This is a genomic window from Mesorhizobium sp. M7D.F.Ca.US.005.01.1.1 (assembly GCF_003952545.1).
GTDB lineage: Bacteria > Pseudomonadota > Alphaproteobacteria > Rhizobiales > Rhizobiaceae > Mesorhizobium > Mesorhizobium loti.
Genome location: NZ_CP034453.1, coordinates 747,364 through 773,437, shown reverse-complemented (window position 1 = coordinate 773,437; position 26,074 = coordinate 747,364). Strand labels below are relative to the sequence as shown.

The following is a 26,074-nucleotide window of genomic DNA, read 5'->3' as shown; positions in this document are numbered from 1 at the left end:
TGGGCCCTCGCCAGCGAAAACGGGTCAGCGGCTTATGCGTTCCCGCTAAAACGCCTGCGCCAACTCACGATTTGTTCCCTGTTCTTTCGGCAAGCCGGTCAGAAGTTCGTGAACGAAGGCCAATTTCCGCGCCGTGACGTCCGAAATGACGAAGGGGTAGAGGTCGGGCAGGCCCATGCAGCGGTTGATCGAATTGGAGGCTTCCGACAGCACCAGCCAGCGGGCAAGGATCTTTTCGAAAGGCTCGGGCGCGGCTGCAGGCTCCGAGGGGGCCGCCTGCAGCCCGCCGCCAGTGTCGCCTTGCGGCAGGTCGTTGGCCTCCACCGTCTCCAGCCGGCCGAGCGGAAAGTTCAGCGCGTGGACCATTTCCAGCGTGTCGGTGATGTGCAGGTGGTGGGCCCAGGTCTCGGCCCAGTCCTCCCACGGATGCGAGGTGGCATAGGCCGAGATGTGCGCTTGCTGCCAGTCGGGCGCGGCACCATTGGCGTAATAGGTCTTCAACGCCTGCTCGTAGTCGGCGCGATCATCGCCGAACAGCGCGCGGAAAGCTTCCAGCCTTTGCGGATCGTCGCGGATCAGGCGGTCCCAGTAATAATGGCCGAGCTCATGGCGGAAATGGCCGAGCAAGGTTCGATAGTTCTCGCCCATCTCGACACGCCGCTTCTCGCGCTCGGCCGAGTCCGCCTCGGCGACGTTGAGCGTGATCAGGCCATTGTCGTGGCCGGTCAGGATGCGCTCGCCGCCGGGGCCGCCGCCGATCGGGTCGGCGAGGAAGTCGAAGGCCAGGCCGATTTCGTCGGCGGGGTTCTGCTTGGGCGCCACCGGCAGCCCGAAGGCGAGCAGCGAATAGATGGCCCGCTTCTTCGCCGCCTCGACGCGGATCCAGCGGCGGCGGTTGCCGTCGACGGAGAGGTCGGGGATCAGCTGGTTCAGCACGCAGGCGCGGCAAAAACCCTGTCCCGGCTCGGCCATCCAGTTGCAGGCGCATTCGTCGGCATTGGTGCACTGGAAGATGCCGTCGATATCAGACAGCGCAAAGCGGGCGTGCTCGGGATCGTAGAGTACGAGACTCCTGCAGTTCAGGCACTGGGCGTTCTCGAAGTAGAGACGGTGGCCGCAATGCGGGCAGTCGAAGAGTTTCATCTCGATCTCAAACCTTCAGAGCCAGCATATGTGGGGCGGCACGTGCCCAACGCCAACCGCCCACCGGCATTCCGCATCTCTCGAAGCTATTTAAGCTTGTCGAAGGAAAGGCCTGCCGCCTGCAGGGTCCTGGCGGCGGCAAGACCGCCGAACCGGCGCCGATGATCACGACATCAACGTCTTCCATTGCGTTTCCGCCACAATAATCACTTGATCGTAGGCAAATTCCCCTTCATTGGCCAGCGTAGCGCCGGGGGACGGTGACAATTGCGCGTTTCACTGGCAAATTCGCAACCGGGACGTGATTCAGGCAATCAGGAGAAAAAAGCATGGCATTACTTGCCAAGGGAAAGATGTTTGCATCGGCCGTGGTGGCGGTGCTTGCGCTGGCTACGGGCGCGCAGGCGGCGGCCAGCTGCGGCAAGACCGGCGCCGGATTCGAGGCTTGGAAGCCGGAGTTCGCCGCGGAAGCCAAGTCCGAAGGTGTAGGCCCCAAGGGTCTGGCCGCTCTGGCCGGCGCGAGCTACGCAACAAAGACGATCTCCGTCGACCGCGGCATTCACAAGGCTTTCAGCGGCTCGGTGGATGATTTCATGAAGCGCCGTGGCGGGGCCGCGATCATTTCCAAGGGCCGGTCGCTGAAGAAGTCGAACGCGGCACTGTTTTCCCAGATCGAAGCGAACTACGGCGTGTCGCCGGGTGTGTTGCTCGCCATCTGGGGTATGGAAACCGGGTTCGGTTCCGCCATGGGCAACCAGAATACGGTCTCAGCCATTTTGACGCTTGCCTATGATTGCCGCCGTCCGGGGTTCTTTTACCCACATGCCATTGCGGCCCTGAAGCTGGTTGACCGCGGGGCGTTGACAGCCTCGTCGGTCGGCGCCGCGCATGGCGAGATTGGCCACACGCAGTTCCTGCCGGGAAATGTCTTGAAGTATGGCGTCGGCAGCGGAAACCTGCGCGACAAGGGCACTGCGCTGGCCTCCACCGCCAACTTCCTCAAGGGTCATGGCTGGCGTGCCGGCGCGAGCGCGAGCGCGAATATGGGCGCAATTGCCGGCTGGAATTCCGCAAGCGTCTATCAGCAGGCGATCGCCCGCATCGCCACGGCGATCGATGGCGACTGATAACGGATAGCAGTCTCTATTCGACAGAATAGCCCGGCCTTGCGCCGGGCTTTTTGTTGATGGTCCCGAACGCGGCGCGGATGCAGGGTCTTAGCAGGGTCTTAATTGAGCAAGACTTGCCTCGCGCCAAGCTGTGCGAGGCCCGGTCTCAATTCACAGTCACTCTCAATTCACGGTCACATTGAGTGCATAGGAGCAGCCTGCCAGCGTCTTGCCCGGATGCGAATCAACAGTCGAGACGTTGAGCGCTATGCGCGTTTCGATCTTCATGCCGTTGGCGTCCTCGGTGCTTTCGACGACGATTTTCTCGCCCAGGAATTTTTCCGCAGTCGACACCGTTGGAACTATTTCCAATTCATGCGCCAGATCCGGTGCCGAAACCCCGTCAAGGACCGCCATCGGCCCGGTCGCGGTAAAGACGATCGAGCTTGTTTCGCGCCCGAAGGTACGAACCGGCTCCGGTAAGTCGTACTGCTTGAGAAAGAGGTTGCCGGACGTGGCTTCCTTCCAACCGAGCTTTTCCAGTGCAACTGGGCCGTCGCTGATCCAGAAGGCGAAATTATTGTAGGCGGAGACGCTTGCCTTGCACTCGATCAACCCGGCCAGGTCGACGGAGGCCGGGTCGAACTCCTGGCCGGCCGCCGGCGTCGCCAGAAGAACCAGCGGCGCCAGGCAGCGACCGAGACCGCGCATCCGCGTTACTTGTTGCGGTTGCGCGCGGCCAGCGTGCGCAGCCGCAACGCGTTGAGGCGGATGAAGCCGGCAGCGTCCTTCTGGTCGTAGGCGCCGCGATCGTCCTCGAAGGTGACCAGCGCGTCGGAATAGAGCGTCTTCTTCGACTTGCGGCCGGTGACGATGACGTTGCCCTTGTAGAGCTTCAGCCGCACCGTGCCTTCGACGTCTTCCTGGCTCTTGTCGATCATCGCCTGCAGCATCAGGCGTTCGGGCGCGAACCAGAAGCCGTTGTAGATCAGCTCGGCATAGCGCGGCATGAACTCGTCCTTGAGGTGTGCAGCACCGCGGTCGAGCGTGATCGATTCGATGGCGCGGTGAGCTGCGATCAGGATCGTGCCGCCGGGCGTCTCGTAGACGCCGCGCGACTTCATGCCGACGAAGCGGTTCTCGACCAGGTCGAGCCGGCCGATGCCGTTGTCGCGGCCGAGATCGTTGAGCGCGGCCAGCATCGTTGCCGGCGACAGCTTCTTGCCGTTGAGCGCGATCGGATCGCCCTTCAGGAATTCGATCTCGATCTCGGTGACGGTATCAGGCGCATCCATCGGCGAAACGGTGCGCTGGTGGACGAATTCCGGCGGCTCGCTCCACGGGTCTTCCAGCACCTTGCCCTCGGAAGAGGAGTGCAGCAGGTTGGCGTCGACCGAGAACGGCGCGTCGCCCTTCTTGTCCTTCGGCACCGGGATCTGGTGCTGCTCGGCAAAATTGATCAGGTCGGTACGCGACTTGAACGACCAGTCGCGCCATGGCGCGATGACCTTGATGTCGGGGTTCAGCGCGTAAGCCGAAAGCTCGAAGCGGACCTGGTCATTGCCCTTGCCAGTGGCGCCATGCGCAATCGCGTCGGCGCCCGTCTCTTTGGCAATCTCGACCAGATGCTTGGAGATCAGCGGCCGCGCGATCGAGGTGCCGAGCAGATAGGTGCCTTCATAGACGGCATTGGCACGGAACATCGGGAAGACGAAGTCGGAAACGAATTCCTCGCGCACGTCGACGACGCGGATGTCCTTGATGCCCATCATCTCGGCCTTGCGGCGCGCCGGCTCGAGTTCGCCGCCCTGGCCAAGATCGGCGGTGAAGGTCACGACTTCGGCGCCGAGTTCGGTCTGCAGCCATTTCAGGATGATGGATGTGTCGAGGCCGCCGGAATAGGCGAGCACGACTTTCTTGACGTCTTTGGCCTTGGACATTTTTACCCCGTCGATGGCGGACGCCCCAGCCGAGGCGTCATGGATTGTCGGAGGGCCTTTTAGCAGGAACGGCAAAGCGAGCAAGCACGCGCGCGTGCATGGCTTCTGGTCCAGCGCATGGCGAGGGCTGGTGCCGGCAAGGGAAACAACCGGCTGCAATCAAGGGCTGCATTTGCTGGAGGGATTTAATCAAGTTTTCACGCTCCGTCGCTAATATGACGACAAGCTGTGTTGGCGACGTGCCGGGACGGCCTTGCCTACCTCGTCGCGGGCACCCTCGGGCTTGGGCCATTCCTGATGCGCGTTATATCATGTATCGCCACGGAGCATAATTTGTGGCTTGTCCTGCTGGCGGCGCTGATGTGCGTCACCGGTTGCTGGGTGACGATCGGCCTCTTCGACCGTGCCAGGAAAACCGCCGGCGTGCAGATGCGGGGCTGGCTGTTCCTGACTGCTGTCGCCGCCGGCTCCTCGATCTGGTGCACGCACTTCATCGCCATGCTGGCCTATCAGCCCGGCGCGCCGATCACCTTCGATCCGGTCCTGACCATGGTGTCGCTGGTCGTCGCCATCGCGGGCACCGGAGCCGGCTTCACCCTAGCCTCCGACAAGAGCCGGCGTCTTGCACCGGAATGGGGCGGATGCGTCGTCGGGCTGGCGATCTCGGCCATGCACTACATCGGCATGATGGCCTATCACGTTGCCGGCATCGTCGAATGGGACAGCTCCTATATTGCCGCTTCACTGGTGATTTCGGCGGCGTTTTCCGCCGTGGCCGTCGGCCATGCCGTGCGTCGGCCATACCGCTGGTCGCACTATCTCGCCATCGGGCTGCTGGTGCTGGCGATCGTCGGCCTGCATTTCACGGCGATGGCGGCGGTGGCCGTGACGCCGCTGTCCTTCATCACCACCGGCACCAACCCCGACATTCTGGTGGCGATGGCGGTCGCCGTTGCCGTTGTCGGCCTGATCGTCGCAGCCACCGGCTTCGCCAGCTACCTGATCGACGAACGCGGCCGCCTGGAGAGCTTCGAGCGGCTTCAGCATCTTGCCCTCAACGACGCCCTTACCGGTCTCCCCAACCGGGTCTCCTTCAACGACCGCCTCGACCATGAGATCGAACGGGCGCGGGAAGACAAGGACACGATGACGGCCGTCATCGTCATCGATCTCGACCGCTTCAAGGAGATCAACGACCTCAGGGGGCACGCGGCCGGCGACCAGGCGCTCAAGATCGTCGCCCGCAGGCTGTCGAAACTCATCGGCGAGGGCGAATTCGCCGCAAGGCTCGGCGGTGACGAGTTCGCCGCGATCAAGCGCTTCAAGGATCAGAACGACCTTCTCGGCCTGGTCTCGCGGCTGGAGAAATCCCTGTTCGAGCCGTTGCGGCTCGACGATTTCGAAATCGCCGCCGGCGCCAGCATCGGCGTCGCCGTCTATCCGCGCGACGGGGCCGATCGCGAGCGGCTGGTCAGCAATGCCGACCTCGCCATGTACCGGGCAAAGAACGATGTGACGCGGGCCGTCTGCTTCTACGAATCCGCCATGGACGAGACGGCCCGGGCGCGCCGCGCGCTGGCCACCGACCTTCGGCAGGCGATCGAGCGCGGCGAGCTTTCGCTCCATTATCAGGTGCAGACCTCCGTCCCGACCGGCGCCACCTGTGGCTACGAGGCGCTGCTGCGCTGGACCCATCCCGTGCATGGCATGATCCCGCCGGTCGAATTCATTCCGATTGCCGAGGAGAACGGCTCGATCATGGCGATCGGCGAATGGGTGCTGCGGACCGCGTGCCGTCAGGCAGCCTCGTGGGACAATGGCCACAAGATCGCGGTCAATCTGTCGCCGGTGCAGTTCGCCCATGCCGATCTCGCCAAGCTCGTTCACCAGATCCTGGTCGAGACCGGGCTGTCGCCGAAACGCCTGGAGCTCGAGCTGACCGAATCGACGATCGTCGCCGACAAGGTGCGCACGCTGCATGTCCTGCGCCAGATCAAGGCGCTGGGGGTGACGATCGCGATCGATGATTTCGGCACCGGCTATTCCTCGCTCGACACGCTGCGCTCGTTTCCCTTCGACAAGATCAAGCTCGATCGCTCGTTCATGGCCGATGTCGAGCGAAGCCCGCAAGCCAAGGCGATCATCCGGGCGGTGCTGACGCTGGGCCGCAGCCTCGACATTCCGGTGCTCGCCGAAGGCGTCGAGACGCATGTCCAGCTCACCATCCTGCAGGTCGAGGGCTGCAACGAGGCGCAAGGCTATTTCCTCGGCCGGCCCAAGCCGATCGATCAAATCCTGCTTATTGGCGGCCCCGACGTCCGGAACGATCAGCCTGCCGCCACGGAACCCGCCAGGATGCGGCTGAGCAGGCAGGCATAGGATTTACGGCGGCTGGGCGCCCGTTGACGCCTTCGCCATACGCCTGCTGGATCGACCATCGGATCGCTCCTGCGTCTGGCACCGTCGCGGCTCATCCTGTATAGGCGCCTCCAATCTCCTGAGGCCGCTCATGTCGTTCATTCCGGACACCGCCACGCTGATCCAGTTTGCCATTGCCACCGTGATCCTGGCGATCACGCCGGGGCCGGACATGACCTTGTTCGTCTCGCGCACGCTGAGCCAGGGCCGCGCCACCGGCTTTGCCTCGATGGCGGGTGCGCTGTGCGGCACGCTGATCCACACCACGCTGGTGGTGGTCGGCGTCTCGGCGCTGATCGTCGCTTCGCCGACGGCCTTCTTCGTGCTGAAGATTTTTGGTGCCGGTTATCTCGTCTTCCTGGCCTGGCAGGCGATCACCAGGGGCTCGGCCTTTTCGCCGGAGAAGAAAACCGGCCCCGAAATTTCGCTGTTGCGCAGCTGGGCGGCGGGCCTCGGCGTCAATCTGCTCAACCCGAAGATCATCCTGTTCTTCATGACCTTCCTGCCGCAGTTCGTGTCCGCGCATGATCCGAGCGCACCGGGAAAGCTGTTTTTCCTTGGGCTCATGTTCATCGTGCTGTCGATCCCGGTGACCGTGCCGATGGTGCTGGCGGCGGAAAGGTTCTCGGCGGCGATGAAGGCCAGCCCGCGCGTGACGCGGGTGGTGGACTATCTCTTTGCCGGCGTGTTCTCCGCCTTCGCGCTCAAGATCCTGACGGCGCAGGCGAAGTAGGGGCCCGTCATCCTGTTCGACCATCCTCTTCGGATCCTGGCTCGCCCTGCCACCAGCTTCCGGCCCAGCGCCCGGCGCTGAGCCAGTAGAAAATGCCGCCGACCATGCCGCTGCCGATCACTGCCATGATGGCGCTGGTGTCCCTGACCGCGAAGGTGGTGTCACCGCTGTGGTCGACGAGGCCGAGGAAAACCGCCGCAACCACCGCACCCGCCAGCGCATAGAACAGCCAGTCGCGCCGGCCGAGGATCTCGGCAACCAGGATAACGACGCAAGCCGGCATCAGGGCGAAATAAGCGACGAACAAGGCGACGAAGGGAATTGAGAAATACAGGGAAGCCGTCGCTGTGGGGTGCCCGTGCTCCGGCGTGTAGCCAAGTGACGCCAGGAACAGGACGTTGAGGAAGGCGCTCGCCGCCAGCGAGGCGACAGCATAGCCGAACAGGATAACAGTGAAACGGACGAGGTAGCCGACGAGGCGGGTCATCCCAAATCTCGGCCCAAATCCCGGCGCATGCCAGACTTGCGCCCGGCCAGAAGCCAGTAGACCGAACCGGCGGCAATGCCGGCCGTGGCCAGAAAACCGAGAAAACCCGGATTGAAAACAAAGCTGCCTGCCGAGCGCGGCATGGAAACGCCAAACGCCGTCGAGGTGATCGCGCCCGTGGCGGCAAAGTAGAACCATCCCCGAAGCGAAAACCATTCGGCGACAAAGAGCGCGGGGCCGACGATCAACAGCGCGCCGATCATCACGGTCAAGACGGCGAGCGGGAAGGAGCCCAACCAGTCGAATGCGAAAATGATGGACCAGTTCCCGTCCTCGATGCCTTCCAGAAGCGCGATCAGCAGCACGGGCACCAGGATCGAGGTCAGCACACCGGCGATATAACCGATGGCCATCACGGCGAGGCGTTTCAGCCAGGCGAAGCGGCGGCTCACGCCTCGCCGTGCCCCGCGATCATCATGGCCTCCAGGGCCAGCCGGTCGACCTTGCGCATGCGCTCGGAGTCCGACTTGAGCTGGCCGCAGGCGGCCAGGATGTCGCGGCCGCGTGGCGTGCGAATCGGCGAGGCATAGCCGGCATTGTTGATGTAGTCGGCGAATTTCTCGATCGTCTCCCAGTCCGAGCACTGGTAGTTGGTGCCTGGCCACGGGTTGAACGGGATCAAATTGATCTTGGCCGGAATGCCCTTGAGCAGCTTAATCAGCCCCTTGGCGTCCTCGATGGAATCGTTGACGTCCTTCAGCATCACATATTCGAAGGTGATGCGCTTGGCGTTCGACAGGCCGGGATAGGCACGACAGGCGGCGATCAGTTCCTTCAGCGGATACTTCTTGTTGATCGGCACCAAAAGGTCGCGCAAATCGTCATTGGTGGCATGCAGCGAGATCGCCAGCATGACGCCGATCTCCTCGCCGGTGCGGAAGATTTCCGGCACAACGCCGGAGGTCGACAACGTGATGCGCCGCTTCGACAAGGAAAGACCATCGCCGTCGGAAGCGATCAGCAGCGCCTTCTTCACCGCCTCGAAATTGTAGAGCGGCTCGCCCATGCCCATCATGACGATGTTGGAGACTTTGCGGCCCTCGGCCGGCACGATGGCGCCGTCCGGCGTGTCGCGGTCGGGGAAATCGCCGAGCCGGTCGCGGGCGGTGAGCAGCTGGGCGAGGATCTCCTCGGCGGTCAAATTGCGCACCAGCTTCTGCGTGCCGGTGTGGCAGAACGAGCAGGTCAGCGTGCAGCCAACCTGCGAGGAGATGCACAGCGTGCCGCGGCCTTCCTCGGGAATGTAGACGGTCTCGATCTCGACGGGCCGGCCGGCGCCGCGCGGCGGAAAGCGGAACAGCCATTTGCGCGTGCCGTCGGAAGAAATCTGCTCCTCGACGATCTCGGGCCTGGCGACGGTGAAATGCTTGTCGAGCTCGGCGCGCAGATCCTTGGAGATGTTGAACATGCCGGCGAAGTCGGAGACGCCGCGCACATACATCCAGTGCCAGAGCTGCTGGGCACGCATCTTGGCCTGGCGTTCCGGCACGGTGCCTGATGCAACCAGAGCCTCGGCGAGCTCGACCCGCGTCAGGCCGATCAGCGACGGCTTTTCGGGCTGCGCTGCGCGGGCACGCAACGCGTCACGGGTGCCGTCAATGGTAAGATCGAATGAAAGGGTCATGGTTGCACTGATATAAGCGGTTTGCGGCCGATTTCACGCATCGTGCCGGAAAGGAAGCGCGGCGCATAGCACAGGTTGAGGGCAGAGTCATGCGGCGGGAATGCAACGGCATGCACGCCGGCTGACAGGCTGCTACGACCATCTGGCAGCCTTGCCCTATCTTTCCACGTAAAGGAACCGATCACATCGTCGTGTTTGCGTAACGATTCCCATCGCGCCGTCGAAATCCGAAGGGGGCAACCATGCCCCTACAAAATGGGAGTATGCAGAATGAACTCTATCAAGCTCGCCGTCATTGCCGGCCTCGTTGGCCTTTCCACCTCGCAGGCATTTGCCGAAGACACGATGGGCACGATGACCATGATGAAGGGTGGAGAAGTGATGGCGATCATGCCGGACGGGCACATGGGCACCATGATGCCGGATGCAAAGATGGGCGCCGAGATGATGAAAATGGCAAAGCCGATCAAGCACTGCATGATGATGATGACCGACGCCAAGGGCAAGGCCTTCATGATCGATACGTCGACCAAGAAGGCTCAGGCCGAATGTGAAAAAATGGCCATGTGAGACCTCGTCGACCTGCCCCGCCGGCATGGAAGCCGGCGGGGCCATACGGAATACCGGCGGTGTCGAACTGCAGCTCCCTCATCCATCGCCCCTAAGGCTGGCCCAAATAGCCATCGCCATGTTAGGTCCGAACATCCCATCCCGAGGACAGACATGGCCGGCATATCGCGAAAATATCCCATGCTGCGGCGCACGCAGGCGATGTGGGGCTCGCGGCGCGTCTGGCAGCCGCGGCTGGTGTTCTGGGCCGGCGCCGTCTGCATAGGCCTGATCAGCGTGCTGTTCGCGGTGCTGGCCGACCGGGCGCAAGGCCTGTTCCACGCGATGATCGGCAGCGATGGGGGCGGGCGTTTCTATCTGCCGCTCCTTGTCACGCCGCTCGGTTTCGTGCTGTGCGCCTGGCTGGCGTACGCCTTCTTCCCCGGTTCGCAAGGCAGCGGCATTCCGCAGGCGATCGCCGCCCGCCACCTGCGCGACGATGAAGACCGAAGCCACATCCTGTCGCTGCGGCTGGCGGCGGGCAAGATCGCGCTCACCATCGTCGGCCTGTTCTGCGGCGCCTCCATCGGCCGCGAAGGTCCGACCGTGCAGGTCGGCGCGTCACTGATGCTGCAGGTGGCGCGCTGGGGCGGCATGGCGCAGGCGCGCGGCCTGATCCTGGCCGGCTCGGCGGCCGGCATCGCGGCGGCCTTCAACACGCCGCTGGCTGGCATCGTCTTCGCCATCGAGGAAATGGGCCGCACCTATGAGGCACGCACCAACGGGCTGGTGCTGACGGCGGTGATCCTGGCCGGTCTCGCCTCGCTCGGGCTGCTCGGCAACTACACCTATTTCGGCGTCGCCAAAGACACCATCTCGTTTGCCGCTGAGTGGCCGCTGGTGATCGCCTGCGGCGTCATTGGCGGCGGGTTCGGCGCGCTGTTCTCGCTGCTGGCGTTGAAGGCAACACGGCGGATCCGGCGCTGGAACGCACAGCAGCCGCTGCGGCGCGCCCTGATCGTGGCGGCGGTCTGCGGACTTGCGGTGGCGGTGATCGGCATCGCGTCGGGCGGGCTGACCTTTGGCACCGGCTACATGCAGGCGCGGGGCGCCGTCGAAGGCACGCCGCTGCCCCCACTCTTCTTTGCCGAAAAGTTCCTAGCGGGACTGCTGTCGATGGTCTCGGGCATTCCGGGCGGCATCTTCGCACCCTCACTGGCGGTCGGCGCCGGCATCGGCAGTTCGCTTGGCCTTCTCTTCGGCGCCAGCACGGGCGCGGCGGCGCTGCTCGGCATGGCCGGTTATTTCGCCGGCGTAGTGCAAGCGCCGATGACGGCCTTCGTCATCATCCTGGAGATGACCGGCAATCACGACAATGTCATCGCGCTGATGCTGGCCTCGATGCTGGGCTACGGCACGGCGCGCATGATCTCGCACGAGCCGCTCTATCACGCGCTGTCGCGCGTCTTCATCGCCGAGGCGATCCGGCGGCGGCGGGCGGAAGTCGCGCCGGGGCAAGGCTGAAAGAAAAAAGGCCGGGCTTCGCGGCCCGGCCTTTCCCTCAGAACGAAGCTTTGCCTATTTGCACTTTGCCTATTTGCACTTGGCGATCGACGTCAGCGCCGCCGAAATGCCCTTCAGCGAGAAGACATAGGAGGTCGGGTTGCCGCGGCCGGACTTCGCCGTCACCTTCATATCGGTGCCGGTCTTCATGGCGGCGATCAGCACCGGCTCCTCGGCGGCATTCTCGACCCAGGCCGACTTGCCGCGCGTAAACATCGAGAAGGTCTTCTTGTCGATGGTGACGGTGGCCTTGGAGCCTTCCTGGAAGTTGTAGCCGGCGATGAATTGCGGCTCGTAGGAGACCTGCTGGCCGGGCCGCTGGCTCACGAAGAAGAACATGTCGCCATGGTCGAGCGTCGGCGGCTGCTTGTCGGTCGGCACGGTCAGGACATAGCAGACCTTGCCGCCCGAGGCCTGGTAGCTGTAGGTGCCCCAGGCATTGTGCTGGCCGATCTTGGTCGCCGACTGCGCCAGTGCCGGCGCCGCCACGGCCACCAGGACCAGGCTCGAAACTAGTGCAATCAATCCGCGCATCGCTTTTCCCGTATTCCAACTGGTGCGGCGGCAGGCCGGCTTGGCGTCCTGCCCGTCGCTTCATTTTGATTTAATCTGGGTTACCAAACGGTGAATTTCCTTTGAGAAAAGGACCCGCACCCGAGGAAACCGCCGCCATTCCCGCGCCGCCGCCCTCTCAGCGGGTGGCGCGACGTCCCTTCGGCGACTTGGAGGCCACGAAAGCGGCAAGAGTTTGACTTTTTGCGCTGCCGCCGAAAGCCGGCTTCAACGGCGTTTCGCGGGCGTGTTCAGCCCTTGTCGGCGATGGCGTCCTTGGCGGCCTGCCGGTGCGCCGGGGTGATGTGGGCGCTGACGGCGGTGATCGCGGCGGTGAGCACGGCGATGTCGTCGGTGAAGCCAAGTCCGAAGACGAAGTCGGGGATGACATCCACCGGCAGGACGAAATAGCCGAGCGCGGCCAGCAAGACGCCCTTGGCGCGCAGCGGCGTGTTCTTGTCCATGGCGCAGTAATAGGCGGCCACGACCTCTTCCATGAAGGGGATCTGCCGCGCGGCCTTCTTGGCCGTGCGCCAGAATTTCTCGCGCACTTCGTTCTCGTCGCCGAGCTTGCCGCCAAAGCCGAAGAAATCAAAACCGGATTGTTGCGCCATCAGTTTCTCCTTGCAGGGCCCATGCGCATCCCGGCGCATGCCCGCGAGCGAAAATGTGGTGAAACCCGACCCCCGCTGCAAGATGCCGGCGCCGATTTGGTCTGCTGCCGTATCGTGGACGTCGCAACACCCGGGGCGATACCCGGGCGATAGCGGGCGTCAGCCGCCGGCAAAGCGGTTCATCTTCTTCGCCAGATCGATATCGAGCGCGGTGACGCCGCCGGCATCGTGGGTGTTGAGCGTCACGTCGACGGTCTTGTAGACATTCGACCAGTCGGGATGGTGGTCCATCTTCTCGGCGGCAAGCGCGACGCGGGTCATGAAGGCGAAAGCCTCGGAGAAATTCGCGAAGGTGAATGTGCGCTTGATGGAGGCGCCATCCGCCGCCGGTGCCCAGCCATCGAGCCCGACCAGCGCGGCGGCGATTGCGTCCTTGCCCAGTTTCTCTCTCGTCATGTCAGCTTCCCGTGCTATTTCCAAAAATGACTCTCACCATAGTGCATGTCGCCCAAAAGTGCGTTGCGGTTTTGGGATAGCGACTTGCACAAAGACAAATCCGGATCGATGAGCGCGAAGCCCATAAATTCCATTCTTTTCGTCTGCCTCGGCAACATCTGCCGCTCGCCGCTGGCGGAAGGTGTCCTTCGAGCCGTCCTGGCGGAGCGCGGTTTGGGCCACGATATCTTGCTCGATTCGGCGGCAACCAGCGGCTGGGAGGTCGGCTCCGCTCCCGATCCACGCTCGATCGCGGTTGCGGTGCGCCACGGCGTCGACATTTCCGGGCAGATGGCGCGTAAGGTCACGCCGCAGGATTTCCACCGCTTCGACCTGATCCTCGGCATGGACCGGTCGAATGTTGCCGACCTGAAAGCGCTGGCGCCGGCAGCCATGCGCGACCGGGTGCAACTGTTCCTGGAATTCGCGCACGGCAAGGCGGGTGATGTGCCGGACCCCTACTATGACGGGGCGGAAGCTTTCGCTTCGGTCTACCGCATGATCCGCGAGGCGTCGGAGGCGCTGGCGACAAGGCTGGAGGTGCGGGCGTCCGTGCCTGACAGCGGCCAGGCTTCCTCGACGATATAGGGGCCGCCGCCGACCGAATCGCGCGACGACATCAGCACGAAACGGCCGATGCGGAACGGCAGCGTCGAGAAATTGCCGCGCGCCGACAGATATTGGGCGACGTCCAACGGGGTCGAGTTGCGCAGCCTTGCAAGCGTGACATGCGGCATGAACTTGCGCGGGTCGGCAGGGATGCCGAGCCGCTGGCAGATCCGGTCGATCTCGCCCTGAAGGGCGGCAAGATCGGGCGAGGCGGAAGCGCCGGCCCACACCGCATGCGGCTTCTTCTGGCCGAAAGCACCGACGCCGGACAGCGCCAGCGAGAAGGAGGGGCGATGGACGCGGTCGAGTGCGTTGGCGATCTCGTCGGCGACATGGCCTGGGACATCGCCGATGAAACGCAGCGTCAGATGGTAGTTCTCGACGTCGATCCAGCGGGCGCCTGGGAGGCCGCCCCTGAGCAGGGACAGCGAAAGGGCGGCGTCACGCGGAATTTCGAGGGCGGTGAAAAGACGCGGCATGAAGAGCCTCCCTTCCTCGAATCGAACTGTACCCATAGCGAATCATCGATAGTCAAACGGGGCAAGAGGTTTGTTGGTCACAGTCTTCGTTAAAAAGCTTCCCCAACGGAAACGACTCCAGTCCCGCCTTACAAGCCGCCCGGCACCGCCAAGATGGCCTTCTCGACGGTGGGCAGGATGCGTTCGACCATCTGGTCGACGCCTCGCGCGTTCGGATGCAAGCCGTCCTCGAGCCGCATGCCCGGTTGGCCGGCGACGCCGTCGAGAAAGAACGGGTAGAGCGCAACGCCATATTTGCCGGCCAGATCCGGAAAGATGGCGTCGAAGGCGTTCTGGTAGTCGGCACCAAGATTGGGTGCGGCGCGCATGCCGGCCAAAAGCACGGCAATCTTGCGCTCTTTCAGTCTACCCAGCATCTCGTCGAGGTTCTTCTTGGTGATGTCGGGCGAGACGCCGCGCAGCATGTCGTTAGCACCGAGTTCGAGGATGACCAGCTGCGTGCCGTCCGGCACCGACCAGTCGAGCCGCGCCAGGCCGCCGCTCGTCGTGTCGCCAGAGACGCCGGCATTGGCGACGGTCACATCATGGCCCTTGGCGCCAAGCGCTGCCTGCAGCCTGTCGGTAAAGCCCTGGTCCGGCCCAAGGCCGAAGCCCGCCATCAGGCTGTCACCGAAGCCGACGATCTTGAACGGCTCTGCACGCGCCGACGACATGGCGCCGCAAATGGCGAGGAAAACCATGAAGCCTGCGGCAATACTGCGTTTGAAAGACATGCGGCAGGCCCCATATGAACAAGGAATTCTTCCGGCGACGGCTTCCGGCAAAGCAGAGCCTTCATCCTCCATATAGGACGCTTTCATTTTGACAGAAGCCGTCATCGCGCTGAAAGACGTATCACTGACGCTCGGCGAAGGGGCCTCTTCCGTCCATGTGCTGAAGGGCGTCAGCCTCGATGTGGCGGCTGGTGAGGCGACCGGCATCGTCGGTCCTTCGGGTTCCGGCAAGTCGACATTGCTGATGGTTCTGGCTGGTCTGGAAAGGGTCGATTCGGGTACGGTTCGAATCGCCGGCGAGTTGCTCAACGGCAAAAGCGAAGACCAGATTGCTTCGTTTCGTGGCCGAAACATTGGCATCGTGTTCCAGTCCTTCCACCTCATTCCCAACATGACGGCGCTCGAAAATGTCGCGGTGCCGCTGGAACTGGCCGGGCACGCCGATCCGTTTTCGGTGGCGGCGCGCGAGCTGGCGGCGGTTGGCTTGAGCGACCGCGTCACCCACTATCCCGGCGAATTGTCGGGCGGCGAGCAGCAGCGCGTGGCGATCGCCCGGGCGCTGGCGCCGTCGCCGCGCATTCTCATCGCCGACGAGCCGACCGGCAATCTCGACCAGGCGACCGGGCGACAGGTCGCCGATCTTTTGTTTGCCAAGGCGGCCGAGCGCGGCATGACGTTGGTGCTGGTCACCCATGATCCGGCCCTTGCGGCACGCTGTTCGCGCCAGGTTTCGATGCGGTCCGGCCGGATCGAGGCGCCCGTCAAGGTGACGGCCTGATGCCATTGTCGCAGACGCTGAGGCTCGCGGTCCGCTTTTCGCTGCGCGAGATGCGCGGCGGCCTGTCCGGCTTCCTGATCTTCCTCGCCTGCATCGCGCTCGGCGTTGCGGCCATCGGCGGCGTCAACTCGGTGGCGCGTTCGATCACCGCCGGTGTCGCCAATCAGGGCCAGACGCTGCTTGGCGGCGATCTTCGCTTCCAGATCAACCAGCGTGACGCCAGCCAGCCCGAACGCGGCTTCCTTGATGGGCTGGGCGAGATTTCCAGAACCGCCAGCATGCGCTCGATGGCGCGTCTCGCCGACGGAACCGACCAGGCGCTGGTCGAGGCCAAGGCGGTCGACCATGCCTATCCGCTCTATGGCACGCTCGAGACCGAGCCGGCGCTGTCGAAGCAGGAACTGTTCGGCGAAGAGTTCGGTGTTTTCGGCGCCGCGGCCCCCGATCTGCTGTTCGAGCGCCTGCATCTCAAGCTCGGCGACCGGCTGAAGCTCGGCACCGCCACCTTCGAACTGCGCGCCAGGCTGGTCACCGAACCGGACGCCGTGTCCGACGGTTTCGGCTTCGCGCCGAGGCTGATGATCTCGACCGAAGGGCTGGCGGCCACCGGACTGATCCAGCCGGGCAGCCTGGTCGAGAATGCCTACAAGATCCGGCTGCCGGCGGACGCCGACGAGGCGCGGCTCAAGGCCATCCAGGATCAGGCGGCCAGCGATTTTCCCGAGGCCGGCTGGTCGATCCGCACGCGCAGCAACGCCGCTCCCGCGCTGTCGTCCAACATCGAACGCTTCTCGCAGTTCCTGACCCTGGTCGGGCTGACGGCGCTGGTGGTCGGCGGTGTTGGCGTCGCCAATGCGGTGCGCGCCTATCTCGACGGCAAGCGCGGCGTCATCGCCACTTTCAAGAGCCTGGGCGCTTCGGGCGGCTTCGTCTTTGCTGTCTACCTCGTGCAGATCCTGATCATCGCCGCACTTGGCATCGTCCTGGGACTTGTGCTGGGGGCGCTGATGCCATTCGCGGCGAGTGCCGCACTTCAGTCCGTCATTCCGGTGCCGGCGCAAGGCGGCTTCTATCCCGGCGCGCTCGGCATGGCGGCGCTGTTCGGCCTGCTGGTGACGCTGGCCTTCGCTTTGCTGCCGCTCGGCCGCGCCCGCGACGTGCCGGCCACCGCGCTGTTTCGCGAGATGGGGCTGGAAGGCCGTGGCTTGCCGCGCCCGGTCTATGTCGTGGCGGCCATCGGCATCGCGCTCTTGCTGGCGGCGCTGGCAATTCTGTTCTCGGGCGACCAGCGCATCGCCTCGATCTTCGTCGGCGCCACCATCTTCGCTTTCCTGGTGCTGCGCCTGGTCGGCGCGCTGGTGCAATGGGCGGCCAGGAAGAGCCCGCGTGTGCGCTTCGTCGCGCTTCGGCTCGCCGTAGGCAACATCCATCGGCCCGGCGCATTGACGCCATCGGTGGTGCTGTCGCTGGGGCTCGGGCTGACGCTGCTGGTGACGCTGGCGCTGATCGACGGCAATCTGCGGCGCCAGATCTCCGGCAGCTTGCCGGAGCGGGCGCCGAACTTCTTCTTCGTCGACATCCAGAGCAGCGATGTCGATTCCTTCTCCGCGCTGATCGGCAAGGAGGCACCGCGGGGAACGCTGGCCAAGGTGCCCATGCTGCGCGGCCGGGTGATGGCGCTGAACGGTGTCGATGTCGACAAGGTGAAGGTGCCGGCGGCAGGCGCCTGGGTGCTGAAGGGCGATCGTGGCCTGACCTATGACGCCAGGCAGCCGGAAAACACGACGCTGACCGAGGGCAGCTGGTGGCCGGACAAGTATAGCGGCGAGCCGCTGGTCTCGTTTTCGGCGCAAGAAGGCAAGGAGATCGGGCTGAAGCTCGGCGACACCATCACCGTCAATGTGCTCGGCCGCAATGTCACGGCCAGGATCGCCAATTTCCGCCAGGTCGAATGGGAGACGATGGGCATCAATTTCGTCATGGTGTTCTCGCCCAACACATTCGCAGGCGCCCCGCATGGCTGGATGGCGACGTTGACCGAAAAGAATGCCTCGACGGCGGACGACGCTCGTATCCTCAATGCCGTCACCCGCGCCTTCCCGGCGGTGACGTCGGTCCGGGTCAAGGATGCGCTCGATGTCGTCAACCGGCTGGTCGGGCAGCTTGGCACGGCGATCCGCGCCGCGGCCGGCGTGGCGCTGATCGCTTCGGTGCTGGTGCTGGCCGGCGCGCTTGCCGCCGGCAACCGGGCGCGCATCCATGACGCGGTGGTGCTGAAGACGCTTGGCGCGACACGCAGGACGCTGATCGCGGCCTTCTCGCTCGAATACATGCTGATCGGGCTCGCCACCGCGATCTTCGCGCTGGCGGCAGGCAGTGCCGCTGCCTGGTTCGTCGTCGCGCGCATCATGACATTGCCGTCGCATTTCATGCCCGAGGTGGCGGTGGCGACCATTCTGTTCTCGCTGGTGATCACGGTCGGCATCGGCCTCGCCGGCACCTGGCGGGTGCTTGGCCAGAAGGCAGCACCCGTGCTGCGCAACCTGTAACCTTAGGTCCGCAGTGGCCACCCTGGATTAAATCTTGGTAAGAATGCCGTCCGCAAAGCCGAGGAATCGGCACTTCGTTGTCTCACGAACCGTTACATCCGGTTACGGTCTTGTTCTTGACGCGAATAACCATCATATTTCGCCACAGGCATGCTGGAGCCCTGCCAGCGGCGCCTGGGTCTGGAAGGACCTGACACCGGACGGGGCAGAAGCAATAGAGGACTACAATGGCTGATCCCATTCGCAACTACCAGACGCGCGCCGTGCCCGGCGTCAGCGTCGGTGCTGACATCGATCAGGGCCTGCGCGCCTACATGATCAAGGTCTACAATCTGATGGGGCTTGGCCTCCTCATCACCGGTCTTGCCGCTGTCGGCACGATCATGCTGGCCACCACCACCGATCCGGCTTCGGCTGTCGCGACGCTGCCAAGCGGCGAGATGCTGACCTCGTTCGGCTACGCGATCTTCGGCTCGCCGCTGCGCTGGGTGGTGATCTTTGCCCCGCTGGCCGCGGTGCTGTTCCTGTCGTTCCGGGTCCAGTCGATGAGCGTTGCGGCGGCGCAGACGACGTTCTGGGTCTACGCCGGCCTCGTCGGCCTGTCGCTGTCGTCGATCTTCCTGGTCTACACGGCGGCCAGCATTTCGCAGACCTTCTTCGCCACCGCAGCGGCCTTCGGCGCGCTGTCGCTCTACGGCTACACGACCAAGCGCGACCTGACCGCGATGGGCTCGTTCTTGATCATGGGCGTGTTCGGTCTGATCATCGCCATGGTCATCAACATCTTCCTGCAGTCGTCGGCCCTGTCCTTCGCCGTTTCGGCGATCGGCGTGCTAATCTTCTCGGGCCTCACCGCCTATGACACGCAGAAGATCAAGGAAATGTACTTCGATGGCGACGCCTCGGATGTCGCTGGCCGCAAGGCGATCATGGGTGCGCTGAGGCTCTATCTCGACTTCATCAACCTGTTCATGTTCCTGCTGCAGTTCATGGGCGATCGCCGCTAGGTTTTGTCCGGCTCATGATCTGACTGGACCATCGAATTCCAAAAGGGCGGCCCAACGGCCGCCCTTTTCTTTTGTGCCGGTCTTTGCTGTTATTGCGAGCAGAGAAATGGCATGCATAAATTATGAGCAGTATTACGATTCGACCCGCGACGGTGGCCGACCTCGACCGAATCACGGACATCTATGCCGACGCGGTGACTCAAGGCACGGCGAGCTATGAGCTGGAGCCACCCAGCCGCGCGGAGATGGGCACTCGATTCGATAGTTTGATGGCCGGCGGATTTCCTTATCTGGTGGCGGAGAAGGATGGCGCCGTTCTTGGCTACGCCTATGCTGGTGCCTTCCGGCCGCGTCCGGCCTACCGCTTCATCGTCGAGGATTCGGTCTATATTGCGCCCTGGGCGAAGGGCCAGGGCGTTGGCCTGTTGCTGATGCAGCAGCTGATCGAGGCGGTGCGGGGCGCGGGCTTCCGCCAGATCATCGCGGTGATCGGCGATGGCCGTCCCGACAGCGCCTCGGTGCGGCTGCACGAAAAGCTCGGCTTTCGCCATTCAGGCCGCCTGGAAGGCTCCGGCTACAAGCACGGACGCTGGCTGGACACGGTGTTCATGCAGCTGTCGCTGAATGGCGGGGCAGTGACGCCGCCCGATCCCGAATCGCTGCCGGAGCGGAAGTTTCGCGAGGGCCTTGGAGGGAAATGAACTGAGGAATTGAAGAATTGATGAACTGAAGAATAAAAGAAACAGCGGCTATATATATCGTTGCGGGCCTTTTCTTCAACTCATCAATTCTCCAGTTCTTCAATTCTCCTGCTCCAATTCCCCTCAGGCCTCGACCACTTTCAACTTGCTGTCGAAAATCCCAAGCACGCGGCCGAGTTCCTGGCCGCGCTTCAAGATGCGGCCGCCGGCGGCAATGACGGCAAAGGCGCCCTGCTTGCGGGCCAGTTTCGGATCCTTGACGATCTGGAACAGCGGCACTTCGCTGGTGCGGCGGAACACGGAAAACACAGCGCGGTCGGTGAGATGATCGATAGCGTAGTCGCGCCATTCATTGGCGGCGACCATGCGTCCGTAGAGTCTGAGAATCTGATCCAGCTCGCGCCGGTCGAACCGCACCGGCTGATCAAGGCGCTCGCGTCGCGCCTCGTGCAGCGGGATCAATATTGCGGATGCGTCACCATCCCCCGTCCCGCCGCTGTCATCGGTCATGCCTCGATCCTTCAAAATGAATCTTTGCCAGCCAAAGTTGGCGTGTTCGCAGCTGAATTGCAAGACCCGGCGAAGCACGGCGGCGCCGCGCTGTTTCCGCCACGTCCAGTCACTTTTATGAAACGCCGTGTTGGAATTGGTGATGCTTCGCCACATTTCTGCCTTTTTTTATCCGCGCTCATGCCCCAATGTCCGACGAATTTACCGGCGTTGCCTGAGACGGTTCGGTCCGGCACCGGCTCGTAAACCCCAAGCCCCCCGCCCACGGGTCTGCGTCGGATCGAACCAACCTCGGCTCTTCCTCGGAAGAACCGGGTGCGACGATCCCAAAACCTAAATGACCGACGTCAGAAGCAAGCTGACGTCGGTTTTTTATTGGGTGAGAAGCGGTTCGCGCTACCGCGACGTCGTCATCCACGGGCGGAGCGGAAGCGAAGCGCACGCGCAGACCCGAGGATCCATGCCACGACGTTTGTCGAAGCATGCTGCCCATCAGAATGGCCAGCTGTCTCAAACGGGACAGCTTAAGCGGGCCGCCTCTCGATTCTGGACCGATTTCGTGCGTAGCCGATGTCACGGCATGGATCCCGGGTCTCCGCGACGGAGCTTCGCTCCTGCTTCTCCCTAGGATGACGAAGGCAGGGTCGTTTCAGCGATTCTGTTACGGCTTGTGGATGAACGCAGCGCCAAGAATGGGACCGGGCATGCCGTCCTTGCCGACCGACTGCAGCAGCACGGCGCAGCCGCCCTTCTTGGCAATCTCGCTCATCGGCAGTTCGTAGCGCTGCGCCTTGCCGTGCCACATGCCGGCGGTCTGGATGCCGGTGACCGCATTCCAGTAGGTCATCTTGCGGCCGTTGTTCTCTCCCTCACCGATCTTGACCGTCTGCGGGGGGTCGAAATAGACGATGACGACATGGGCGTCACTGGGGCCGCTACCGGCATCGCCGGCGTCGATCATCACCCGGTCGCTGGTGCGGCTGACCTTGATGGCGACGCGCATGCCTTCGCCGCTCTTGGCCATGCGGGCGAGCGCGCCATCGACCTCGCCGCGGCTGGCGCCGTTGACGTGGACGCGGCCGTTGATGACGGCCTGCGGCGTGTAGACGGAGCGGCTGCCGAAGGCACGCATATAGTCATATTGCCGCTCGGTGTTCTCCTTGCGGCTCAGTGTGTCCTGCCAGCCGAGATAGTCCCAGTAGTCGACATGATAGGCGAGCGCGACGATGTCCTCCTTGGCGACAAGTTCGGCGAACAACGCATCGGCCGGCGGACAGGAATTGCAGCCCTGGCTGGTGAACAGTTCGACCACGCCCAATGGTTTTTCGAGTTGTGGCTTGTCGGCCTGGGCTCGGTCGGGCTCGCCGGCATACCCGGCGCCGGCAGACGCCGAGAAGGCCAGCGCAAAGGCTGCCAGCCACAATGATTTTCGCGAGGCCATGGCCATTCCGATTCCCGCCGGTGGTGCCGGCTTTATCTTGATTGCTAAAATATGTGGCAGAAGCGGAAGTCAACGGGAAGTCACGTTGCGGTGAAATTTGCCATTGCAGCCGACAGCAACGGCACGATAGGGCGGTTCATCGTTTCACCGAAACGCCGAACCGCTCTATCTCTTTGGTTTGACGCAATTTCCAAGGGAAAGCGCTATGCGCTTTTCCCGGGAAAACCGCTTCACACTTTTCCTGTAATTGCTCTAGGAGAAGGCTTGCGCTTCAGGATAGAAACCGATTCGGGCGGCAATCACGATGTGGCAAACTCTTTTGGCGCCGGTCGACCTCTATTGCGAGCGGACCGGGCCGGAATTCTGGTCCGAGCCGGTCAACGCCCTGACGAACCTCGCCTTCATCGCCGCCGGCCTGTGGGGCGTGCGCGAGGTGCGAAGGCTGGGCACCGGCACCTTCGCCGAGGTGCTGGCCTGGTGGGTGGTAGCGATCGGCATCGGCTCGACGATCTTCCACACCTTTGCCACCAAGGGCACGATCTGGACCGACGTATTGCCGATCGCCGGCTTCACGCTGGCCTACACGCTGTTCAACCTGCGTCGCTTCCTCGGCCTGCGATGGGGCAAGGCCATCGCCATCTTCATTGTCTTCTATGTGGTTGCCGGGGCGATAACCTTCGCCGTGCCGGACTGGCTGCGCCAGGCGTCGAACGGCACGACGGGCTATCTGCCGCCGTTCCTGGCGCTCGCCTTCTTCGGCGCGCTGGTGGCGGCCAGCGGCAATCGCGCCGGCTGGTACAATCTGGCGGGATCGGCGATCTTCGTGGTGTCCGTCATCTGCCGGATGATCGATCCACTGGTCTGCGGCAGCTTTCCGCTCGGCACGCACTTCCTCTGGCACATCTTCAACGGCCTGATGCTCGGCGTGCTTCTGGCGGCGGCGGCGCGCTTTGGGAAGCCGAAATCAGGGCAGTAGGGCAGTAGGGCAGTAGGGCAGTAGGGCAGTAGGGCAGTAGGGCAGTAGGGCAGTAGGGCAGTAGGGCAGTAGGGTGCTCTATTCCCTACTCCCTTACTGCCCTACTGCCTTATTCCCTTGCTAAGCTGCCAGATCGCGCAGCACGTATTGCAGGATGCCACCGTTCTTGAAGTAGTCGAGCTCGTCCAGCGTATCGATGCGGCAGATGATCGGCACGTTCTTCACCGTGCCGTCGCCATAGGTGACCTTGGCGATCATCGTCTGGCGCGGCTTGATCGTGCTCAGTCCGTCGATCTCGACCAGCTCGTCGCCTTTGAGATTAAGCGTGGCCCAGGAAGTGCCATCCTCGAAGACGAAGGGGATGACGCCCATGCCGACCAGGTTCGAGCGGTGGATGCGCTCGAAGGACTGGGCGATGACCGCGCGGACACCAAGGAGATTCGTTCCCTTGGCCGCCCAGTCGCGCGACGAGCCGTTGCCGTATTCGACGCCGGCGAAGATGACCAGCGGCACGCCTTCCTTCTTGTACTCCATCGCCGCGTCGTAGATCGATTCCTCTTCCTTCGACGGGTAGTGGATGGTGTAGCCACCCTCGCGGCCGTTCTCGCCCAGCATGTGGTTGCGGATGCGGATGTTGGCGAAGGTGCCGCGCATCATCACCTCGTGATTGCCGCGCCGCGTGCCGTACTGGTTGAAGTCGGCGACGCCGACACCGTGGTCGGTGAGGTATTTGCCGGCCGGTGAGGCCGCTTTGATCGAACCCGCAGGCGAGATGTGGTCGGTGGTGATCTTGTCGCCGAACAGGCCAAGCACGCGGGCGCCCTTGATGTCGCCGATCTTGCCGAAACCAGCGGTCATGCCGGCGAAATAGGGCGGGTTCTGCACATAGGTCGAGTTGTCGTCCCAGGCATAGGTCTGGCCTTCCGGCGCCTTGACGTTCTGCCAGTACTCGTCGCCCTTGAAGACGTCGGCATATTTGCGGGCGAACAGCTCGCGGGTGACGTTCTTCTCGATGAACTCCTGGATCTCGGCCGAGCTCGGCCAGATATCCTTGAGATAGACCGGGTTGCCGTTCTTGTCCTCGCCGAGCGGCTCTGTCGTGAGGTCCTTGGTGACGGTGCCAGCCAGCGCATGCGCGACGACCAGCGGCGGCGACGCCAGATAATTCGCCTGCACGTCGGGCGACACACGGCCTTCGAAGTTCCGGTTGCCGGACAAGACCGCGGCAGCAATCAGGCCTTTTTCGTTGATGGTTTTCGAGATCGGCGCCGGCAGCGGGCCGGAATTGCCGATGCAGGTGGTGCAGCCGAAGCCGACCAGGTTGAAACCGATCTGGTCGAGTTCCTTCTGCAGGCCGGATTTCTCCAGATATTCGGCCACCACCTGGCTGCCCGGTGCCAGCGAGGTCTTCACCCACGGCTTCTGCCTCAAACCGAGGCGGTTGGCGTTGCGGGCCAGGAGGCCGGCGCCGATCAGCACGCTCGGGTTCGAGGTGTTGGTGCAGGAGGTGATGGCGGCGATGACGACATCGCCGTGACCGAGATCATGGTCGGTGCCTTCGACCGGATAGCGCTTGTGGATCTCGGCGGCCTTCTTGTATTCGGTCTCCATCGCCTTGGCGAAGCCTTCCGGAATGCCTTCGAGCGCGACGCGGCCTTCGGGCCGCTTGGGGCCGGCCATCGACGGCACGACGGAGCCAAGTTCCAGCTCGAGCAGGTCGGTGAAGACAGGGTCGGCCGAGCCGGTGTCGCGCCACAACCCTTGCGCTTTCGCATAGGCCTCGACCAGCGCGATGCGATCCTCGCTACGGCCAGACATTGTGAGGTAGCGGATGGTCTCACCATCGACCGGGAAGAAGCCGCAGGTGGCGCCATATTCGGGCGCCATGTTGCCGATGGTGGCGCGGTCGGCCAGCGTCATGTTGGAGAGGCCCGGGCCGAAGAACTCGACGAACTTGCCGACGACGCCCTTCTTGCGCAGCATCTGGGTGACGGTGAGCACGAGGTCGGTGGCGGTGACGCCTTCCTTGAGCTTGCCGGTGAGGCGAAAGCCGATGACTTCCGGCAGCAGCATGGAGACGGGTTGGCCGAGCATGGCCGCCTCGGCCTCGATGCCGCCGACGCCCCAGCCGAGCACGCCAAGGCCGTTGATCATCGTGGTGTGCGAATCGGTGCCGACGCAGGTGTCTGGATAGGCGGTGGTTTCGCCGTCCTCGGTGTTGGTCCACACCACCTGGCCGAGATATTCGAGGTTGACCTGGTGGCAGATGCCGGTGCCGGGCGGCACGACGCGGAAGTTGCGGAACGCCTGCTGGCCCCATTTCAGGAACTTGTAGCGCTCCTCGTTGCGCTCATATTCGAGCTCGACATTGCGGGCAAAGGCCATCGGCGTGCCGAATTCATCGACGATGACGGAATGGTCGATGACGAGGTCGACGGGCACCAGCGGGTTGATCTTCTGCGGGTCACCGCCGAGCGAGGCCATGGCGTCGCGCATGGCGGCAAGGTCGACCACGGCCGGAACGCCGGTGAAATCCTGCATCAGCACGCGGGCCGGGCGATAGGCGATCTCGACGCCGGCGGTGCCCTTGTCGGTCAGCCAGCCGGCCACCGCCTGGATCGATTCCTTGGTGACGGAGCGGCCGTCCTCGTTGCGCAGCAGGTTCTCCAGCAGCACCTTCATAGAATAGGGCAGCTGGGCGATGCCTGTCAGGCCGTTTTTCTCGGCCTCGATGAGATCGAAATAGACATACTCGGCGCCGCTTGCGGTCAGCGTGCGGCGGCAATTGAAACTGTCGAGGGATTTTGACACGTGCGATCCTTGTCTGTTCAGCCTGAAAGGGAACGGACGCCGATGGCATGCAATCACGCGCAAAGGTGCGGGTACGGCCATTTCCGCTGTCCGTTCCCAAGCAACCCGAGCCGTTCAAGGCGGCGCGTGCGCTGGTTCGGCGCTAATTCTGTT

General features: G+C 63.5%; 25 protein-coding genes. 11 read left to right on the top strand and 14 right to left on the bottom strand.

The window, feature by feature from the left end; genetic code table 11:
• Positions 1–45: 45 nt before the first annotated feature.
• The gene (locus EJ076_RS03655; RefSeq protein ID WP_126066930.1) at positions 46–1,143 is read right to left on the bottom strand and encodes a putative zinc-binding metallopeptidase; all 1,098 of its coding nucleotides are present in this window, start codon (positions 1,141–1,143) and stop codon (positions 46–48) included.
• Between the two features lie 329 nt (positions 1,144–1,472).
• Here EJ076_RS03655 and EJ076_RS03650 point away from each other — a divergent pair, with 329 nt between their 5' ends.
• Positions 1,473–2,270 (top strand): lytic transglycosylase domain-containing protein, encoded by a 798-nt coding sequence (locus EJ076_RS03650; protein WP_109663718.1) that lies wholly within the window; start codon positions 1,473–1,475, stop codon positions 2,268–2,270.
• Positions 2,271–2,435: 165 nt separating this feature from the next.
• Here the strand turns inward: EJ076_RS03650 and EJ076_RS03645 are convergent, their stop codons facing one another.
• Together EJ076_RS03645 and EJ076_RS03640 are read right to left on the bottom strand one after the other, a co-directional pair.
• The gene (locus EJ076_RS03645; protein ID WP_109663720.1) at positions 2,436–2,963 is read right to left on the bottom strand and encodes a hypothetical protein; all 528 of its coding nucleotides are present in this window, start codon (positions 2,961–2,963) and stop codon (positions 2,436–2,438) included.
• A gap of 5 nt (positions 2,964–2,968) precedes the next feature.
• Entirely contained in the window at positions 2,969–4,192 is a 1,224-nt protein-coding gene (locus EJ076_RS03640) for an argininosuccinate synthase (protein WP_109663722.1), read from the bottom strand.
• A gap of 333 nt (positions 4,193–4,525) precedes the next feature.
• On the opposite strand from EJ076_RS03640, the gene EJ076_RS03635 reads away from it, so the two are divergent.
• Entirely contained in the window at positions 4,526–6,571 is a 2,046-nt protein-coding gene (locus tag EJ076_RS03635) for a bifunctional diguanylate cyclase/phosphodiesterase (RefSeq protein ID WP_245462953.1), read from the top strand.
• A gap of 130 nt (positions 6,572–6,701) precedes the next feature.
• Positions 6,702–7,343 (top strand): LysE family translocator, encoded by a 642-nt coding sequence (locus tag EJ076_RS03630; RefSeq protein ID WP_126066929.1) that lies wholly within the window; start codon positions 6,702–6,704, stop codon positions 7,341–7,343.
• Between the two features lie 7 nt (positions 7,344–7,350).
• Here the strand turns inward: EJ076_RS03630 and EJ076_RS03625 are convergent, their stop codons facing one another.
• Genes EJ076_RS03625 through rlmN form a run of 3 tightly spaced genes read right to left on the bottom strand, consistent with a single transcriptional unit; the run spans position 7,351 to position 9,514 of the window.
• On the bottom strand, positions 7,351–7,830 hold the full coding sequence (locus tag EJ076_RS03625) for a hypothetical protein (protein ID WP_109663727.1): 480 nt from the start codon (positions 7,828–7,830) through the stop codon (positions 7,351–7,353).
• A complete protein-coding gene (locus EJ076_RS03620; RefSeq protein ID WP_126066928.1) occupies positions 7,827–8,282 on the bottom strand; it encodes a hypothetical protein in 456 nt (151 codons plus the stop codon). The genes EJ076_RS03625 and EJ076_RS03620 overlap by 4 nt, the downstream gene beginning before the upstream one ends.
• Positions 8,279–9,514: a 23S rRNA (adenine(2503)-C(2))-methyltransferase RlmN gene (gene rlmN, locus EJ076_RS03615; RefSeq protein WP_126066927.1), complete on the bottom strand. Its 1,236-nt coding sequence runs from the start codon at positions 9,512–9,514 to the stop codon at positions 8,279–8,281. The genes EJ076_RS03620 and rlmN overlap by 4 nt, the downstream gene beginning before the upstream one ends.
• A 270-nt stretch (positions 9,515–9,784) precedes the next feature.
• On the opposite strand from rlmN, the gene EJ076_RS03610 reads away from it, so the two are divergent.
• Both EJ076_RS03610 and EJ076_RS03605 read left to right on the top strand, forming a co-directional pair.
• Entirely contained in the window at positions 9,785–10,084 is a 300-nt protein-coding gene (locus tag EJ076_RS03610) for a hypothetical protein (RefSeq protein WP_109663731.1), read from the top strand.
• A 153-nt stretch (positions 10,085–10,237) separates the two neighbouring features.
• Positions 10,238–11,587 (top strand): chloride channel protein, encoded by a 1,350-nt coding sequence (locus EJ076_RS03605; RefSeq protein WP_126066926.1) that lies wholly within the window; start codon positions 10,238–10,240, stop codon positions 11,585–11,587.
• A gap of 69 nt (positions 11,588–11,656) precedes the next feature.
• Here EJ076_RS03605 and EJ076_RS03600 read toward each other — a convergent pair whose 3' ends face one another.
• The 3 genes from EJ076_RS03600 to EJ076_RS03590 form a co-directional block, all read right to left on the bottom strand.
• Positions 11,657–12,160, bottom strand: a complete 504-nt coding sequence (locus tag EJ076_RS03600) for an invasion associated locus B family protein (protein ID WP_056585679.1) — start codon at positions 12,158–12,160, stop codon at positions 11,657–11,659.
• A gap of 269 nt (positions 12,161–12,429) precedes the next feature.
• Entirely contained in the window at positions 12,430–12,792 is a 363-nt protein-coding gene (locus tag EJ076_RS03595; protein ID WP_126066925.1) for a YkvA family protein, read from the bottom strand.
• Positions 12,793–12,951: 159 nt separating this feature from the next.
• The gene (locus EJ076_RS03590) at positions 12,952–13,248 is read right to left on the bottom strand and encodes a 4a-hydroxytetrahydrobiopterin dehydratase (protein ID WP_126066924.1); all 297 of its coding nucleotides are present in this window, start codon (positions 13,246–13,248) and stop codon (positions 12,952–12,954) included.
• A gap of 108 nt (positions 13,249–13,356) precedes the next feature.
• On the opposite strand from EJ076_RS03590, the gene EJ076_RS03585 reads away from it, so the two are divergent.
• Entirely contained in the window at positions 13,357–13,875 is a 519-nt protein-coding gene (locus EJ076_RS03585) for a low molecular weight protein-tyrosine-phosphatase (RefSeq protein ID WP_126066923.1), read from the top strand.
• On the opposite strand, the gene thpR is transcribed toward EJ076_RS03585, so the two are convergent.
• Both thpR and EJ076_RS03575 read right to left on the bottom strand, forming a co-directional pair.
• Entirely contained in the window at positions 13,779–14,375 is a 597-nt protein-coding gene (thpR, locus tag EJ076_RS03580; RefSeq protein ID WP_109663738.1) for an RNA 2',3'-cyclic phosphodiesterase, read from the bottom strand. The two genes, EJ076_RS03585 and thpR, sit on opposite strands and share 97 nt — an antisense overlap.
• A gap of 128 nt (positions 14,376–14,503) precedes the next feature.
• Positions 14,504–15,148, bottom strand: a complete 645-nt coding sequence (locus tag EJ076_RS03575; RefSeq protein WP_126066922.1) for an arylesterase — start codon at positions 15,146–15,148, stop codon at positions 14,504–14,506.
• An 88-nt stretch (positions 15,149–15,236) separates the two neighbouring features.
• Between EJ076_RS03575 and EJ076_RS03570 the strand changes: the two genes are divergently transcribed.
• The 4 genes from EJ076_RS03570 (at position 15,237) to EJ076_RS03555 (ending at position 20,183) form a co-directional block, all read left to right on the top strand.
• Positions 15,237–15,926, top strand: a complete 690-nt coding sequence (locus tag EJ076_RS03570) for an ABC transporter ATP-binding protein (RefSeq protein ID WP_109663743.1) — start codon at positions 15,237–15,239, stop codon at positions 15,924–15,926.
• A complete protein-coding gene (locus EJ076_RS03565) occupies positions 15,926–18,475 on the top strand; it encodes an ABC transporter permease (RefSeq protein WP_126066921.1) in 2,550 nt (849 codons plus the stop codon). The genes EJ076_RS03570 and EJ076_RS03565 overlap by 1 nt, the downstream gene beginning before the upstream one ends.
• A 227-nt stretch (positions 18,476–18,702) precedes the next feature.
• Complete coding sequence (locus tag EJ076_RS03560; RefSeq protein ID WP_126066920.1) at positions 18,703–19,482, top strand: Bax inhibitor-1/YccA family protein; 780 nt, start codon at positions 18,703–18,705, stop codon at positions 19,480–19,482.
• A gap of 122 nt (positions 19,483–19,604) precedes the next feature.
• Positions 19,605–20,183 (top strand): GNAT family N-acetyltransferase, encoded by a 579-nt coding sequence (locus EJ076_RS03555; RefSeq protein ID WP_109663749.1) that lies wholly within the window; start codon positions 19,605–19,607, stop codon positions 20,181–20,183.
• A gap of 123 nt (positions 20,184–20,306) precedes the next feature.
• On the opposite strand, the gene EJ076_RS03550 is transcribed toward EJ076_RS03555, so the two are convergent.
• Positions 20,307–20,693, bottom strand: coding sequence for a DUF2794 domain-containing protein (locus EJ076_RS03550; RefSeq protein ID WP_109665336.1), 387 nt, complete (start codon positions 20,691–20,693; stop codon positions 20,307–20,309).
• Between the two features lie 661 nt (positions 20,694–21,354).
• The gene (locus EJ076_RS03545) at positions 21,355–22,140 is read right to left on the bottom strand and encodes a thioredoxin family protein (RefSeq protein ID WP_109663751.1); all 786 of its coding nucleotides are present in this window, start codon (positions 22,138–22,140) and stop codon (positions 21,355–21,357) included.
• A 298-nt stretch (positions 22,141–22,438) separates the two neighbouring features.
• Here EJ076_RS03545 and EJ076_RS03540 point away from each other — a divergent pair, with 298 nt between their 5' ends.
• Positions 22,439–23,110, top strand: a complete 672-nt coding sequence (locus EJ076_RS03540; protein ID WP_126066919.1) for a ceramidase domain-containing protein — start codon at positions 22,439–22,441, stop codon at positions 23,108–23,110.
• A gap of 120 nt (positions 23,111–23,230) precedes the next feature.
• Here the strand turns inward: EJ076_RS03540 and acnA are convergent, their stop codons facing one another.
• The gene (gene acnA / locus EJ076_RS03535) at positions 23,231–25,921 is read right to left on the bottom strand and encodes an aconitate hydratase AcnA (protein ID WP_126066918.1); all 2,691 of its coding nucleotides are present in this window, start codon (positions 25,919–25,921) and stop codon (positions 23,231–23,233) included.
• Positions 25,922–26,074: the final 153 nt, after the last annotated feature.